This is a genomic window from Bacillus sp. GW821-FHT11D08 (genome assembly GCF_058808515.1).
In genome coordinates this window covers 143,259-159,143 of the sequence record NZ_JBXARS010000009.1, presented here as the reverse complement: position 1 = coordinate 159,143, position 15,885 = coordinate 143,259, and the positions used below count along the sequence as shown (strand labels likewise).

Sequence of the window (15,885 nt, the reverse complement as noted above, 5' to 3'; positions counted from 1 at the left end):
CCTTAAGCGGTTGTCTCTTGGTTAATAGTTGAGCGATACGCAAAATGATTTGTAGGGCCTTGTCCTTTCCCGATTCCTAAGGGATGTTTAATGGCTGCTGAAATGAATTCCTTTCCAGTTGCCACTGATTCCGGTATGCTGTGCTGCTTTGCCAGCTCTGCAGTTATCACAGCTGAAAACGTACAGCCTGTTCCATGAGTATGCTTTGTATCAAAGCGGGGAGAAACAAATTCCTCGAAGTCCTCGTCAAAGTACAAAATATCACGGGCTTCTCCGTTCAGGTGCCCCCCTTTTACGACAGCACTTTTTGCCCCGTATACCTCCACTATTTCTTTCGCCGCATCACGCATCTGCTGTACAGTCTCGATTGATTTCCCGATGATTACTTCCGCTTCCGGAATGTTCGGTGTAATAACAGTTGTTTGGGGTATTAATAATTTCTTCAAATAATCAATGGCGTCCTTATGGAGCAGATGATGTCCGCTTTTAGCAATCATAACCGGATCCATCACATACGATTGAATATTTGCGTCTTTTAACTTTTCTGCCAGCAATTCAATAATTCCTATACTTGCAAGCATACCGGTTTTGACAGCATCCGGTTTTATATCATCAATGACACAGTCTATTTGCTGAGATATATTCTGAAGAGACATCTCCTCAAAACTTTTCACACCAAGTGTATTTTGTGCAACAACTGATGTAATAACTGCCATTCCATATACCTTTTGTTCCTGAAATGTTTTTAAATCTGCGTGAATTCCCGCCCCTCCGGAAGGATCAGTCCCAGCAATCGAAAGCGCTTTATAAATATCCGTCAACTTACACTCCTCCTTCAGGCAGGTTTCACTGCTTTAAAAATGACAAAAGGCGGATATTCCTTTTCACATTTCCAATTATTAAATTGAAACTCTTTCTCTATGGCTTTTACATGCTCTTGGTCAATATCGTTTAACGTTGGTTCTGATAAAGTTACATTTTCAAAACCTGCATGAGTTAATAGTTTATAATACATTGACTTCGGCCAATGAAAATCATTTAAAATTAAATCTGCTTGTCCGGGAACATGGAGCCATTCATTTCTTTCTTCTCCGTAAGAATATTCTTTCCCCGGTATTCCATTGCGGAAGGTTGAAAATTCAATTCCGGTTGAATCAGGATTCGTATCGAGTATGACAAATGAAGCTCCTGGTTTTAACACACGAAAAATTTCATCTATGATACCTTTGATACGCTGGTCACTATCCGTATTAATAAAAACATAACAGGCCATTGCAGCATCAACTGAGTGATCTGGTAAGAAGGAAAGATTATCGTGTTCAATTAAATGATAGTCCACATGAGGATGTTGTCTTTTTGCCTTTGCTATATCTAACATCTTCCTTGATTCATCGACTGCGATCACATTGCAGCCTATTCTGTCAGCCAGCCTATAAGCTACCTTTCCTGGACCGCATCCGAAATCGAGCACCTTTTTAATCTCCGCTTTATCAAAAGTACGAAAAACAAACTCAAAACCTAACGTTTGTTCTAAAACGTCGTTATAAGCATCGAATTTACCAGCAACACTGTCTTCTTTCCATGAAGTTTTCATTGAATTTCCTCCTTTTGCTCAGTTGAGAAATAATGAAACCACTTATTCCTGACGAAAAATTGATATATAGGAAGTAAACTTTGAAATAGAAAATGATCCATATCCCGTTTATATGCAATATGCTGGTATATACTGAAAAGGAAAAGAATCTGTTTCCAGTAATCAGGTAAATCAAGCATTTCAATATCGTTTTTAGTCATAGAAATTTGATCTTTCCTAAGTAATTCTTCGTACTTTAAGACTGTTTCAATGGACGGCCAGTTATTTCCCTCAGGCATTTTCGGAAATTCAAATTCCGGAATATCATGGTGATTTTCAGCTTCTTCAAGCACCGTTTTCGCCCATTCATGATCTAAATCATAAATATGGATTGATCCCGCATTATGAAAATATTCTCCGACTTCTACACGCAGTTCTCTGGCCATTAATTCCTGCATGAAGGTAAATGAGAAAAGATCACTGATCATCCCGCGAAAAGCATCATTTGCACGCATGACAGAAGACATGTATAATTCGCCTTCCCTCACAAAAAACTGCAAACCGATTGTGCAGGAAACATCTATATTTTCTAAAACGAAGAGTTCCGAAGCATCGAATATTTGAATAAATGCCCTTTTTGAATCAATATCTTCTTGTGTCAAAAGATTTTTTATTCTATTCCATTGATTTAGTTTTGCATTTCCGAATTCGAATATTTTAGGCCCGTACGCAGTGCCTGTTAATGTTTTTTTATTCATTGAGTATGAAGGCATTTTTTTATTGTAATAACTGATAAAATCTAAGTCGTTACTCCCCGATAAATACCATAGCACTTCAGCAAAATTAAACACGATATTGGTTTTTCTTGAGGATAAATAAGTGACACGTTCTATTGGATTTTCCAGAGTCAGATGGTAGTTCAATTGTTCTCTGCTTTTTTGTCCGCGCGGTGAATTGAAAAATTCAGGGTTGTGATAGATGTCATACAGCGTTTCCGTATATGCTTCATGAAAAGTTCTCTTTCTCATTGAGATTCCGCCTTATATGCTGCAAAGGTATTTTTAATGTTCTCTAATAAATCATCTGTATCTTTATAGCTGATGTACTCAACATCCGCCACTGCATGTAACCCTTGAATTAAGAAAGCATAATCCTTGTCCTTTTCTAGAAATAGCACGATCTTTTTTTTCAAGGCGGAAGCCCATCCAATTTCTATATGTGTTCCAGGAGAAGCGGGTGATCCGGGAAATGCTGCAAAAAGGTCGCAAGTACTTATTTCATCAAAATCAATTTTAGTGCATTGAAGGGGTGTCATGAAATCTTTCCCCCACCCTTCCCGCTTGTGAGCATTATGAACCAGCCATCCTTCATTCTCAAAAAAGGAAATTAATGATTCCAGCTTTCCCCTCTCATACGCACTCATCAATCCAGTTTTCTCATCTACTAAACTTTTAAAAGGCCCTGCCAGAAAAACTTTTTTAGTCGCCACTTCATATCACCCTTTCAAAATAAATAAAGCCACTTTCCTCTATGGAAAGTGGCTTAAATATAGATAAGATAAAGAATCTCTCTAATTTTTCACTTCCCTACGCTGGTATTAACCAAATCAGGTTCAAAGGGTCAGGACGTATTGTCTCTTCTCAGCTATTAAAGCTCCCCTAGTGACTTTTTATAAATATTTACTTTAATTCTATGCTATTCCATATAAATAGTCAAACAATGACTTTCCCTTCAATATTGCAGCTTACCCACTAGTTTTAAAACCTTCCGGCCTCTTTTTTCCTGCCAACGAATAAGGTCACGGCAACACTCGCTGAACTGACCAAAGTCCCCAGTACGGCAGCAAGAATTGTCAAAAAGCCATTGGGGATCAGAAATCCAATCGGAATGAGCCCCGCAAACGTGAGGACGATAAAACATTGATAGACTCCGGATATGATTCTCACAACCAAACTGCCAAAAAAGGACATGACGAATGGAGGAATGAACAAACATAAGATGATTCCGAGTGAGATCAATAAAATCATAGGCTCGTCAAAAGAAATGACACGATCGCCGGGAGACTCTTCAGCAGCCGCGAATACAGCAAATATAGACATTATCAGTGTAAGAAAAACAAGAAAAAACCTTTTCAGCAACGTTATGACTCCTTTTTTTATAAAAACGGGTATCTTTTTTTCAATCACAATAACCATTTTATGTTATCAAATGAAATAATATGAAGTCAAACCGAGTTCTGCACCTGATTTATTGGTTCTTATTTTTTTGATAATTTCCATATAATTGTCCGCAAGCAGCATCTATATCAATGCCAAATTGACTTCTGACGGTCACGTTAATTCCTGCTGACTTTAATTTTTTATAGAAGTTTACAACTTGTTTCTCATTTACTTCTTCAAATCTCATAGGTGAACTAACAGTCGGGTTATATCTAATGATGTTTACATGGAACAAGTTCCCTCTCTTATATCTGCTTCTTAAAAGATTTACTACTTCATTCGCATGATCAATAGAATCATTAACTCCCGGCAGCATAATATAAGCAATATAAACTTTTCTTGAGGTCACACGTATATGCTCATCTAATGTGTCCATTACCTCCAATAACGGGTAGCGTTCATTAATCGGCATTAACTTGCTTCGCTGTTCATTAAAAGGAGAATGTAATGAAAACGTCAGGTTGACCTGCGGATAATCCTGAGTGATTTTTTTAATGCCCGGAATAATACCTATGGTCGAAATAGATAACCTGCGAGGGCTTAAAGCAAACAACTTCGGATTTGTAAGCACATGTAAAGCATCAAAAACTTGTACATTCGCTAATGCTTCTCCCATTCCCATAAAAGAAATACTGTCAATTGAATGTCCTTTTAAGTGAAAGTACAAAATTTGGTCAGTCATTTCATCTGACGTTAAATTGCGTTTTAAACCAATATCTCCTGTTGCACAAAATTTACAGCCAAAATGACAGCCGCACTGCGAGGATATACAAAATGACTCCCAACCGGCTTTATATTTCATATTAACCGTTTCTATTTTTTCGTCTCCTGAAATTTCAAATAAGACTTTTGTAACTTGCTCAGAATGCTGCACTTTTAAAGGAGCAATATTTAAAATTGACTCTCCGAACTCCTCTATTAACAATTTTCTCAAGGATTTAGGAAGAACCGTTATTTCATTGAAATGATTTATTCTCCCTTGGAATACAGCATTTTTGATTTGATTCATTCTAAAATCAGGAAATTTATTTTGCTTCAGGAACTCTTGAATTCTTATATACTTGTTTTTTTGTTGCATGTTTTCTCATCCTTCCATAATACTCTTGTTTGTTTGAGTAAATAGAAGGGAGTGATCATCTAACCTTTTTTTAAAATCAGGCACAAAAAAACACCGACACAATTATCGGTGTTACGCTTAAATAACATCATGCACAAATAAACAAGGACATTATGTCATTGGATTATCGTTTATTTGACATAGAGAAAAAGCACCGATAACTGTTTTTGTATGGTGATTTGGCTTAAAAAAGGACAGACTGCTCCCTTTGTCCGCCAAGATGTTTCCAATTTTTGCATTTTTACCATACAAAATTCCATAAATCGTTATCATCGCTTTCACCTCTTTCTTGTCAATATTAGCAATAATCACCATATCATAAGGTTTCCCTTATGTAAAGCTAAACAAATGCTTACGCCCCCGCTAATGACAGTATTATATAACTTGCTTATTAAGCCTAATCCAAGTACAGAAAGCGCGCTGATCACATTTTTCACTTATCCGCGACGGAACATTTCTTATATAATGGGTGACCGGCAGCTGCCTGCTTGAATCCCAATCTTCCTATAGTGATTTTTTATATTCATGACAGTATGATGATTTGTCACTTCAGCAATCAGATCGTTTATTCGATCCAGATTAATCGGTTTATTTTCTGATAAGCTGCTGAAGCTTTCTCTGATTTCTTCAGGATAGACATTTCCGGCCATGCTTGACAGGCCGTTACACCCGTTACTCAGCATCTTCGGAAATTCAACGTCCCCTGCCGCAAACAAAATAAAGTGATCAGGGAACTCTGTTTGTTTATGACGCAGAACGTCTCCTCCTTCTTTCAGCCCCCTTATCCGGGGATGCCGGCTTATTAAGTCTTTAAGCGCTTTCTCACTCAGATTAAAACCGGTCCGGCCGGGGTTATTATAAAGCACAGCCTCTTTAGAGGTATGACTGAGAAGTTCGTCAACGTAATAAACGGCTTGCTGCTGTGTCGGTCTTATATAAGGAGGAAAACCAATCAGTACAGAATCAATATTGGTTTTCTCGATGTGTTTCATCAGTTTGACGGCATCACTGGTTCTTACGGCTGAAACACCGAACATCAGTTCAACATCTTCAAATTTTCGCTGATTAACATACTCAATGATCTGAAGACGCTCATCTATGCTGAGTGAATGCTGTTCACCAGTCGTACCGCATATGAGTAACGAATGGATACCGCTGTTTTTCAAATGTTCGACAATAGCATCAAATCCTTCTACATATAAACTTTCATCTTCATGAAAAGGCGTAGGGATAGCAACATTAAAATTTCGCATGAGAATGTCCTCCAAGTACATATTCTTGAATATCTGCAGAGTATCATATAACACTGTCTGACATTTAAAAAGGTACAGTTTCAGATAACTCAACATGTCAGATGTAAAGGCCGACACACAAAAAAAGCAGGCAAAGAGAGCCTGCTTCATTGCTTCGGCCATAATTGTTTTATCCAATTGGTTTTGGCGGGCTAAAATATTCAGACTCATCAACATTTGATGGATTCATTTAGGCACATGCCCTTATCAAAAACAATCTGGGTGCATATCCTGCTCCTAAAAGTCATTCATAAAGGGAGTTTAGATATGTATTATTATTATTATCCGTATTATGTATATGATTACAGACAGCAGCCTGATTTAAGTCAGGCAAATATTAAAATGCGAAGCCATTTATCTGCGATTCAACAAATTCCAATACACTCATCCTCCTTTCAACAATCAATGGCTGCGGTAGTGAAGCACTTGCAGGCTGTCAGCAGAGCACTCGCTCTGGGATGCGGTATGAGTTCAGAATTCAGATTTCTTCCAGACACTTGGGGATTACGAGAACTTCATACTGTACACGCGAAATATCTTACTCCGTTGAGCTATCACGTTTATTCCGCTTTAGGCGCAGCAGAGCTTCTCGCCGCCGGACAAGGCCGGGCTCCTCATTTTCCTCTTATGGTTGGCTGCATGAATTCAATACTTCGTCTATGGTCAAACTTCCCCGCAGCGATAGCAGACCTGAGAAGAGCAGCCGGTCACCAATACGCGTCATCTGTAGACGAGGCGGAAAATCTCCTAAGACCAATGGTTCCAGCCACACAACAGGCATTATCCATCAGTCAATCTGCAGTGAGTCCGGCTATTTGGCAGGCTTCCTTACGTGCCGCGCAGTTAGCTCGGGAAGTACGTCAGAATGTTGCACAATCAATGAGTCAGGGATCTTCTTATTAATTAAGCCAAAAGATTTTTTCGGCTTTACACAGTCACATAACCGGACTTATTCAACACAAAAAAGAGCAGTAAACACGTAAGTTACTGCTCTCCTCTGTCTATCCGCCGTTCATTTGTTTTACAATGTATTCAGCATCATTTCCTACACCTTGAAGCAGCGCTGAACCTCGCCTATGCTGCCAAGGCAAACCAATAAAATACAATCCTTCCGCAGCTGAAACACCCCGGTGATGTATAATTCGGCCTTCCTTATCCAAAACACCTTCTATTTTCATCCAACAAAGCGGATTCTTAAAACCAGTTGCCCAAATGATATTGTTTACTTCTAATGAAGATGAATCTTTAAAAATGATTTCATTTTGCTTTCCGGCTATGACTCTTTGTTTTAAGATGATCTTCTTCTGTCTTATTGCATGTTTTAATTCATACCCAAATATGGGGTCGCCTTTCTTCTGAATGAACTTGCCTAATATTGATGTATGACTTGCATGTAAAACTCCTAATTTATCAAACCACCAAAAGATGCTTCTTTTTCCAATCCATAAAGGGAAATAAACCGGTTTATTACTGCAAGCCAAATATGTAACTCTTTCTTTGGATAATTCAACAGCTATCTGAGCCCCGCTATTCCCGCCGCCGACTACCAGTACATTCCCAGGCGCCAGTTGTTTTGAATGTTTATATTGTGAAGAATGTAATTGATGAATATGATCGGCTACATCCCTTGATATTGATGGAATGTTAGGGGTATGAAAAGGACCTGCGGCCATCACAAGATTCTTCGTTTGATATTCTTCCCGGTTTGTTTTTATTAAGAAATAGTTCTTTAATTTTTGGACACTTATTACTTCTGTCCGTAATTGGATCGGGATTTCAAATCTTTCAACATATTTTTTCAGATAAGCAGCAATTTCATTTTTTGAAGGGAGTCCATGCTTGTCTCCTTCAAGCTGCATTCCAGGCAAAGAGCTGTACATTCGAGAAGTAAATAAAACCAATGAGTCATACCGGTTGTTCCAGCTTTCTCCCACTTCATGACTTTTATCCAAAATGATAAATTTTTGTTTCGACTTCTTTAGATAATATCCTACTGAGATTCCTGCCTGACCGGCTCCGATTACTATCGTGTCGTACATATGAATCCCCCCTCCGGTTTTATCTTAATTGTCAGCAGACAAAGTGAGTCCCTATTTCCTCCTTTAATGATGATGATGGTCACGCGGATTCTCAGTTTGGGCCTGACAAAGAATCGTATTGTCGTGATTATGCGCTGCTGTTTCCATTTGAATGGTTACATGTGTAATGCCTTTATCTCCAAGTTCATGTTCAATTTTGCGTAAAATACTTTCACTTTCAGAAATGGTCAGTTGATCGTTAACAACAGCGTGGCAGGAAAGAGCATTCAATCCGCTTGTGATAGACCATATGTGCAAATCATGAATGCTTTGAATTCCTTCTGTCTCTTCAATTGTATGAATGATGTCAGTGACATCGATATTTTCCGGAGTTCCTTCCATTAATACGTGAATGGAGTCTTTCGTCACATGGTAACCGCTTCTCAGAACAAGAATAGCCACAATGACACTGGCCACTGGATCTGCCCAGCTCCACCCGAAGAAGATGATAAGGATCGCAGCCAGTATGGCACCTACAGATCCGAGCATGTCACTTATCACATGTAAGTAAGCCCCTCTTATGTTCAGGTTATTCTTTGTATCTCCGCCGTTCAGCATAATCCCAGCGACCAATATATTTACAGCTAACCCGATGATACTAATCGTCAGCATGCCGGTTGTTGCTACCTCCGGCGGATGAGAGAAACGTTTGATTGCTTCATAAATGATGTAAAGGGAAATCAATATTAATGCAACACCGTTTATCACAGCTGCGAGAATCTCAAATCGTTTGTAGCCGAATGTCTTATGATGACTTGCCTTTTTTTCGGCCAATTTAAAAGCAATCAGAGCAACCATTAATGAGATCGAGTCACTCAGCATATGGCCTGCATCTGACAAAAGCGCTAAACTATTGGTTAAAAATCCGCCTATCGCTTCTATTATCATATAACCTGTAATCATGATAAAAGAGATCAATAAAACCTTCTTATTGGATCCGCCAGCGTGATTGTGATTGTGACCCATAAAAATCTCCTCCTTATCTCATACACTGCATTTATTATTTCTTTTCTGTTATGAAGCATTCTAACATGGACAAAAAAATAACCTTATATGATTATATGCTCATATATGAATATATAGGTTCTTTACTGAAATGTCAAAATCTTTTCAATGAAAATGTCCAATACTTTATATTGCTCTTGATCAATAATTGCTATGAAGCCGCGGATTACAGTAATTACTTTAGGCGCAGACAATTTAGAAAAATCGCTTCACTTCTATCGAGATGGCTTGGATCTGCCTACAGAGGGAATAGCCGGTACAGAATTTGAACATGGCGCAGTTGCCTTTTTTGACTTACAAACAGGACTGAAACTTGCCATTTGGAACCGCAAAGACATCGCACATGAAACAAACGTTACGTTAAATGCGCCAAGCCCTGCAGAATTTACATGAGGACATAATGTCAGCAGTAAAGCTGAAGCCGATAAAGTCATGGAACAGGCAAAACAGGCAGGAGCAACGATAACTGATCCCGCTCATGATACTTTTTGGGGCGGATACTCCGGTCACTTCCAAGACCCCGATGGACACTTATGGGAAATCGTTTGGAATCCGCACTGGGATGCAATTGAATAACCCAATTTAGCAACAATAAAAACACACCTGAAAGTTCTGGTGTGTTTTTTATTTGTTTCCCAAAACGATCAAACTATTTATACGATGGCGGGATGCTTTGCGGAAAACGGAATACATTTTCGGGATCGTATTTCGCCTTTATTCTTTGAAGCCTTGCAAAGTTTGAGCCATAATATGCTTTTCCGAAGTTCTCGATATTTTGATCCGGAACATTCACATATGAACCTGTTACATATGGTTTCATCAGCTGACGCACTCTTTCAACTGATGCAAGATTCGAAGCTTCTTGTGATTTATTTTTCCAACTGGCCGTCCATTCCGTATAAAACAACGGACGGCGCCAATAGAAGGCTGTTTCACTGCTTGGTACTCTGCTTATCGCGCCGCCCCAATTGATAAAAAAGAAATTGGTTTCTGTCCCAGTCGCTTTTTCTAAAAATTGTCTCATTACTGCAATAGGTTCTTCCGGCCAAAGATTGAGCGCCCACGCCGAGGAGAATTTAACACTCTGATCAGATCTGCCGGGAATCGGTTCGTCAGGATCTAAGAAATCTATACAATCCGGGTAGTATAGTGTTTTGATTACTGTTTGTGCCGGCGTTCCGGCATTTAATAAAGGTTTTAATAATTGAACCAGCTCTGGTTTTGAACCGAGGAACAATCCTTCCACATGGCACAAGCCATTTACTTTGCTGTAAATCTCAAGGTAGCATCCTAATCGTTCGTCTGTAAACGGCGCCCATTTTTGCCACGCTTTAAATACCGTTTCTAACTGTTCCCACGGCCAAATGATATTAAAGACGGTTGCGGTTTTAGGGGCACGGTGAACTTTGAATGTATATTGGGTGTTATATCCGAAATTGCCTCCCCCGCCGCCTCTGGAAGCCCACAGTAAATCTTCATTGCGGGATTGATTTGCTTGAATAATCCTGCCTTTGGCATCTACCATTTTCAGTGCGAGAAGGTTATCGCTTATCAGGCCGATCGATCGGGAAAGCACTCCAAATCCGCCTCCCATTGTGATTCCTCCGATTCCGACGGTTGGACTGTCTCCGAACGGGGCCATAAAACCTTCCCGAGCTAAACCTTTTACAAGCGGGCCGACGTGAATGCCGGTTTGAACGGTTGCTACCGCGTTTTTTTCATCTAAGAAAACTTTATTCATGTCACTCACATCAATAACAATTCCATCACTTACCGTGGAAAGATTTTTATCCAGAGCATGGCGGCCGCTTCTGACACGCATAGGCACATTCTTCTCACGAGCCCATTTAATAGCATTACTTATATCGTATGAATTTTGTGCAAAAACAAAGACAAGCGGACAGACATCAACATAAGGGTTCCAATTCTTAACCGCCTGTGTATAGCCGGGGTCCCCTTTGAAGATGACGCGTCCTGTTAACTGTGCTGATCCCATCTATTTCACTCCCAATAAGCATTTGATTCCGATACCAGTATATGTAGGAATTGGACAAATTCTTAGACAGATGTTCTGCAAACTTAAAAATAGATACATATACGCGAAGATGATATAAAAACAAAAAAAAAGACAAGAGCGGCAAGCTGCCGAAACTCTTGTCTCTCCTGCCTTTTTTATCATGATAGGCACTTACATTTATTGGCGTGATATCCCGACCAAACTATGGAAGTCCATAGAAAATTATGTTTGCCCTGCCATGCGTGGTTCTGCTGAGACACCGGCTGAGCAATCTTTCTGCTTGATCCCCCGACAAAGAATCTTATTCTTTATCGTTTTTGCACCCCTGTACGGTTAAAATCAATACACATTGAATCTTATCTTTTACATGATGAAAAGCTCTTATTTTTTCTTCTTGTGCTTACGTTTGCAATCCTGTTTTTTCTCTTTCTTATGACGTTTTTTACATTTCGCTTTTGCTGCTAATTTTGCCGCTTTTACCTTTGCTTCTGCTGCTGCTTTTGCTGCTTCTGCTGCTCTGGCTCTTGCTTCTTCCGCTCTTGCTATTGCCTCTTCCGCTCTGGCTCTCGCTTCTGCTTCTCTTGCTGCTTCCGCTCTTGCTGCGTCGTCCGCCATATCAAAATCATGGCCAAGGTCACAGGCTTCGTTGTATGGCTTTTTCTTCTGAACGTACTGTTGATCTTCACCTTCGTTATAATACATTACGCCACTCCTTCTCTCATCTTTTAATCTTTACATACTATGTAAAGAAATAACTGCAGCTTGGACTGGTATTATGATGAACCGGCACATTTTAGGGCAATTTTCATTTATCGATACAACAGATTCTGGATGCTTGATGAAACTTAAATGTTTATGATAAGCAGCGTAAAAAGGGAGACTACGAAAAAGGATGCTGCACGCTGCAGCATCCTTCTGTACAACTTTTTATTGAACGATTGGAAAGTGTTTTTTGGCTTTTAGTTTGCTTGCTGTGTTTGTTTTACTGGTTCTTTGCTAAAAAGTCCGACAACGTTCCACAAGATAATTGCAGCAGCTATGATTAAACGAGTCGTACTGACTTCTTGGTTAGTAAACAATTTATAGCCATATATTGACCCCAATGCTGCTATACAAAAAATATTGAACCATTTACTCCAACGCAATTAGAAAACTCCTTATAAAATGATTACATTTCAAAACAATGTATTATAATATTAACAAAATTTTTCAATAATTTACCTTAAATCATTCTTAATTGGTTTTCCTGATCATTTTCTCTAATCGTCATTCGATCTTTCGAAGTTTTGATCGTTTTTTGTTACAGGCTAGACCCAGACATCATTTTCAGCTGTTTGATCAGTTATTTCCTGCCCGGTATTCACAACACCTTTAGGTTCTACAAGCAAAATGTTACACTCTGATTCTGCATAAGGTTTATGTTCAACATTTTTCGGAATGACAAACATTTCACCTTCATTTAATGTTACTTCTCCATCACGAAATTCAATGATTAAATTACCCTTAATGACAATGAAGACTTCATCTGTTTCGTCATGCTTATGCCGAACAAAATCCCCTTGTACCTTAACAAGTTTAAATTGATAATCATTCATTTCAGCGATTACTTTTGGAGACCATTGATCTTGGAACGCAGCTAATTTCTCTTGAAAATTAATCGGTCTATATTCCATTCTTTCCGCTTTCCTTGTAAAACTCAAATATTTAACTAGTCCCAAATTAAAGGCCTGTCAACCTCAGCAGTTCTGAGATAGTCTAAAAGCTGACCGGTATGTACGGACTCATGGTAAGCGATTCTTAATAACATGTCTCCTAGTTCGCGAATATATCCAACATCAGACCTGTCAATCTTTATATTTGTTAAATCTGTTTCGTTTAACGATTTGATGAATGTCAAAAACTCGGCCCGATACGGTTTTGCAAATTCTAATTCTTCGTTTACTGTGGTAAACGTTTTTGATTCATAAGGATTAATAGTTTCCTCTGAAAACTCACTCATATTTTTCATTAAAATTTGATGATAAAGAAATTCTGCTTCTAATATGTGTCTTATCATTTCTTTACACGACATGGCTTCGGAATCCGGGCGCCAGTCCATTTTTTCCTCAGGTATAGCTGTCCATAACTTGATGCTTCGCCGTCTTACCTCTTCAAAATGTAAAATAATAAGGTCAATTGTATTCAAGTGTTTTCCCCCTTTTATTTTTAAATAATTCTCCTTCTTCCCGGAAAAAACCTCTTCAAATAAAAAACATATTCTTTCCCGACTCGCTGGATTGATAATCAAACCATTTTTAAGATAAGAAGATATTCATTCATCCATACAATAGACTCTGGCTGAACATATACTGAATGATAGTTTTCATCAGAAAGGAGAAATCAGCTTTGGAAAAGTATCGGATCATGACCTTTGACGGGGGCGGTACCTTAGGTGCTTTAAGTTTACAACTATTGAACAGACTGGCTGAAGAAAATCCAGCATTAATAAGCCGAACCCATGTATTTGCGGGAAATTCAATTGGTTCATTTACTGCCCTTGCATTAGCAAGCGGAAGATCTCCGAGGGAAACACTTCAGTATTTTGAGGATGAAATCCTGCCCGCATTCAGCACTTCCCGGCCGGGCGGACCTGTTTTCAATCAACAATTACCATATTCCGGTTTTATTAAAGCGGTACGAAACTTTTTCCCGCCAGGCCTTCGCCTTAAAGATCTAAGAAAACGAATTGTTGTCCCTTCATTCAAATTATACTCCCCGGCACTGGATCGTTGGACGCCCGTATTATTTCACAACTTTCCCGGCTCTCCCTATTTAAATGAGAAAGTGAGTGATGTCATACTGCGGAGCAGCGGTGCTCCCGCGACGCAGCGCGCCTATCAAAACTACGTGGACGGATATGTAGTGGCAACGAACCCCAGTACGGCCAGTATCGCGTTTGCGGTTGGTAAAGCCAACGTGCCATTGGATCAAATTGCGGCGCTATCCATCGGTACAGGTGAAGCCCCGACTCGGTTAAGAAGAGATACGAGGGGATGGGGAATGGTGAGTGCGGATAACATACGTCCCGAAAACCTGAAGAACCTTCCTCCAAATTGGGGAGTCCTTTTGGACAGGTCGCCTAATGAACCTTTACTGCCATTTCTTCAGATGATCTCCGGCGGAAATGGCTACTATGAATCCATGGTCAGCGCGAATCTGCTGGGAGATCGCTTTTTCCGGTTAGATCCGCGGATTCCTAACTTCTCCAAAACAGACCCTTCCGTGGTTCCCGCTGTCATTGAAATTGCGAACAAAACCAACTTACAGCCTGTGAATACATTTATAGAGAAAAACTGGAACGACAGCCATTAACTAAGTTAGAAGTTTATAATAATTCAATGAACAAAAAATACCAAGGGACTCAAAACCCTTGGTATTATTAATGCGGCCGAGAGGGTTTGGACCTTCACGGGGTATTTATACGCTGGGCATTCGATAAAGTGAAATCTTATTACCGCCCGGCATTTCAAACACTGAAGTTAAGCATTACAACCAACAATCGGGCCATTTAATTGAATAGGACTACTCAGAAGTCGCTTCCATTACGTAAGAAAAGCGACTTTTTAGATTTGATTTTCAAGTTCCTTGACAAATTTTGAAAAGACCATTGACTATTCAGTTGAACTGTATTAAGTTTAACTATATAGTCAGACTGAATAGAGGATGAGGATATGAAACATAAATTATTACCGCTGTCTGAAACCATGCATTATATTTTATTAGCTCTGCGGGAGCCGCTTCATGGCTATGCTGCCATGCAGAAGATCGAAAAGATGAGTAACGGAACTGTTATTTTAGCAGCCGGCACATTATACGGCGCGATTGAAAACTTGAATAAGCATGGCTGGATTGAACCTGTTGGAGAATCGGGCCGGAGAAAAGTTTATATGATAACTGCGGAAGGAAGCGCCATTTTGAAAATGGAACAAAACAGATTACTTCATATTTTATCCCTGTACGAAGGAAGTGAATCGAATGAAGAAATGTAAGATGTTTTTTGATATTGAAAAAGAGGAGCAATGGCTGAACGAGCACCTACAAAAAGGCTATCACTGTACAAATATCAGCGGATTAGGAATATACACTTTCGAAAAAACCGACAAAAAATATGTAATGCGACTGGATTATCAAGATTATTTATCAAAGAAAAAGTTCAAAGACTACAAAGAGATCTATGAAGACTTCGGCTGGAGTTATATAAACAGCCCATGGCTTAGCGGAACTCGGTATTGGCAAAAAGAAGATGATGATCAAAATGAAATCTTCTCGGATCGCCAATCAAAGAGTAATTATTATAAAAGACTAATGAGTTTTTCATCTTGTTTTGGTTTACTGTGCTTGTTTTATTCTTATTTGATTTACAAGGATTCAGGTTTATATTTAACTGAAGGTCTGTGGAGTATGGAAAGCGCAATGTTTTGGAAAGCATTTTTATTTGAAACTCCATTTGCCCTTTTGAGGTCGCTTCCCGCCCTTATGACTGTTCTATTTGGCTGCAGTTTCTTTAAAGCGTATCGAAAGTATTCAATGTTAAAAGAACAATAA

Annotated in this window: 19 protein-coding genes, 1 pseudogene and 1 riboswitch; of the genes and pseudogenes, 5 read left to right on the top strand and 15 right to left on the bottom strand. The window is 39.2% G+C overall.

Translation table 11 applies throughout. The features are described from left to right. Positions 1-2: 2 nt before the first annotated feature. The 8 genes from thiD to AC1RRX_RS17370 all read right to left on the bottom strand — a co-directional run bounded on the left by thiD (position 3) and on the right by AC1RRX_RS17370 (position 6,162). Positions 3-821, bottom strand: coding sequence for a bifunctional hydroxymethylpyrimidine kinase/phosphomethylpyrimidine kinase (thiD, locus tag AC1RRX_RS17405; RefSeq protein WP_032866829.1), 819 nt, complete (start codon positions 819-821; stop codon positions 3-5). Between the two features lie 14 nt (positions 822-835). Further along, positions 836-1,594, bottom strand: coding sequence for a class I SAM-dependent methyltransferase (locus AC1RRX_RS17400; protein WP_007409545.1), 759 nt, complete (start codon positions 1,592-1,594; stop codon positions 836-838). Further along, positions 1,591-2,601 carry a thymidylate synthase gene (locus tag AC1RRX_RS17395; RefSeq protein WP_119027149.1) on the bottom strand — a complete coding sequence of 337 codons (1,011 nt, stop codon included), beginning with the start codon at positions 2,599-2,601 and terminating at the stop codon, positions 1,591-1,593. Before AC1RRX_RS17395 ends, AC1RRX_RS17400 begins: the two co-directional genes overlap by 4 nt. After that, the gene (locus tag AC1RRX_RS17390) at positions 2,598-3,062 is read right to left on the bottom strand and encodes a TIR domain-containing protein (protein ID WP_032866832.1); all 465 of its coding nucleotides are present in this window, start codon (positions 3,060-3,062) and stop codon (positions 2,598-2,600) included. Before AC1RRX_RS17390 ends, AC1RRX_RS17395 begins: the two co-directional genes overlap by 4 nt. 77 nt (positions 3,063-3,139) lie before the next feature. After that, positions 3,140-3,243: riboswitch (TPP riboswitch) on the bottom strand. An 87-nt stretch (positions 3,244-3,330) separates the two neighbouring features. Further along, positions 3,331-3,711, bottom strand: coding sequence for a YdeH family membrane protein (locus AC1RRX_RS17385; protein ID WP_032866838.1), 381 nt, complete (start codon positions 3,709-3,711; stop codon positions 3,331-3,333). A 109-nt stretch (positions 3,712-3,820) separates the two neighbouring features. Further along, positions 3,821-4,870, bottom strand: coding sequence for a Cfr family 23S rRNA (adenine(2503)-C(8))-methyltransferase (locus tag AC1RRX_RS17380; protein WP_007409549.1), 1,050 nt, complete (start codon positions 4,868-4,870; stop codon positions 3,821-3,823). A gap of 150 nt (positions 4,871-5,020) precedes the next feature. After that, positions 5,021-5,224 (bottom strand): hypothetical protein, encoded by a 204-nt coding sequence (locus tag AC1RRX_RS17375; protein ID WP_007409550.1) that lies wholly within the window; start codon positions 5,222-5,224, stop codon positions 5,021-5,023. Between the two features lie 143 nt (positions 5,225-5,367). Continuing rightward, complete coding sequence (locus tag AC1RRX_RS17370) at positions 5,368-6,162, bottom strand: dihydrodipicolinate synthase family protein (RefSeq protein ID WP_032870452.1); 795 nt, start codon at positions 6,160-6,162, stop codon at positions 5,368-5,370. 306 nt (positions 6,163-6,468) lie between these two features. Between AC1RRX_RS17370 and AC1RRX_RS17365 the strand changes: the two genes are divergently transcribed. Further along, entirely contained in the window at positions 6,469-7,104 is a 636-nt protein-coding gene (locus AC1RRX_RS17365; RefSeq protein ID WP_119027148.1) for a hypothetical protein, read from the top strand. A gap of 98 nt (positions 7,105-7,202) precedes the next feature. Here the strand turns inward: AC1RRX_RS17365 and AC1RRX_RS17360 are convergent, their stop codons facing one another. Continuing rightward, complete coding sequence (locus AC1RRX_RS17360; protein WP_119027147.1) at positions 7,203-8,240, bottom strand: flavin-containing monooxygenase; 1,038 nt, start codon at positions 8,238-8,240, stop codon at positions 7,203-7,205. 63 nt (positions 8,241-8,303) lie between these two features. Beyond that, on the bottom strand, positions 8,304-9,245 hold the full coding sequence (locus AC1RRX_RS17355) for a cation diffusion facilitator family transporter (RefSeq protein WP_061047198.1): 942 nt from the start codon (positions 9,243-9,245) through the stop codon (positions 8,304-8,306). Positions 9,246-9,437: 192 nt separating this feature from the next. On the opposite strand from AC1RRX_RS17355, the pseudogene AC1RRX_RS17350 reads away from it, so the two are divergent. Further along, positions 9,438-9,860: pseudogene (locus tag AC1RRX_RS17350) on the top strand (VOC family protein). Between the two features lie 73 nt (positions 9,861-9,933). Here the strand turns inward: AC1RRX_RS17350 and AC1RRX_RS17345 are convergent. The 5 genes from AC1RRX_RS17345 to AC1RRX_RS17325 all read right to left on the bottom strand — a co-directional run bounded on the left by AC1RRX_RS17345 (position 9,934) and on the right by AC1RRX_RS17325 (position 13,486). Continuing rightward, positions 9,934-11,280 (bottom strand): FAD-binding oxidoreductase, encoded by a 1,347-nt coding sequence (locus tag AC1RRX_RS17345; RefSeq protein WP_032866845.1) that lies wholly within the window; start codon positions 11,278-11,280, stop codon positions 9,934-9,936. A 402-nt stretch (positions 11,281-11,682) separates the two neighbouring features. Beyond that, positions 11,683-12,003, bottom strand: a complete 321-nt coding sequence (locus AC1RRX_RS17340) for a hypothetical protein (protein WP_043021446.1) — start codon at positions 12,001-12,003, stop codon at positions 11,683-11,685. Between the two features lie 257 nt (positions 12,004-12,260). Next, entirely contained in the window at positions 12,261-12,446 is a 186-nt protein-coding gene (locus tag AC1RRX_RS17335) for a hypothetical protein (protein WP_043021445.1), read from the bottom strand. 162 nt (positions 12,447-12,608) lie between these two features. Beyond that, the gene (locus tag AC1RRX_RS17330) at positions 12,609-12,974 is read right to left on the bottom strand and encodes a cupin domain-containing protein (RefSeq protein WP_007409559.1); all 366 of its coding nucleotides are present in this window, start codon (positions 12,972-12,974) and stop codon (positions 12,609-12,611) included. Between the two features lie 35 nt (positions 12,975-13,009). Further along, the gene (locus tag AC1RRX_RS17325; RefSeq protein WP_007409560.1) at positions 13,010-13,486 is read right to left on the bottom strand and encodes a DinB family protein; all 477 of its coding nucleotides are present in this window, start codon (positions 13,484-13,486) and stop codon (positions 13,010-13,012) included. 200 nt (positions 13,487-13,686) lie between these two features. On the opposite strand from AC1RRX_RS17325, the gene cotR reads away from it, so the two are divergent. The 3 genes from cotR to AC1RRX_RS17310 all read left to right on the top strand — a co-directional run bounded on the left by cotR (position 13,687) and on the right by AC1RRX_RS17310 (position 15,885). After that, positions 13,687-14,652 (top strand): sporulation hydrolase CotR, encoded by a 966-nt coding sequence (gene cotR, locus AC1RRX_RS17320; protein WP_144464934.1) that lies wholly within the window; start codon positions 13,687-13,689, stop codon positions 14,650-14,652. 359 nt (positions 14,653-15,011) lie between these two features. Further along, on the top strand, positions 15,012-15,329 hold the full coding sequence (locus AC1RRX_RS17315; protein WP_043021443.1) for a PadR family transcriptional regulator: 318 nt from the start codon (positions 15,012-15,014) through the stop codon (positions 15,327-15,329). Next, on the top strand, positions 15,316-15,885 hold the full coding sequence (locus AC1RRX_RS17310) for a DUF2812 domain-containing protein (RefSeq protein ID WP_043021442.1): 570 nt from the start codon (positions 15,316-15,318) through the stop codon (positions 15,883-15,885). Before AC1RRX_RS17315 ends, AC1RRX_RS17310 begins: the two co-directional genes overlap by 14 nt.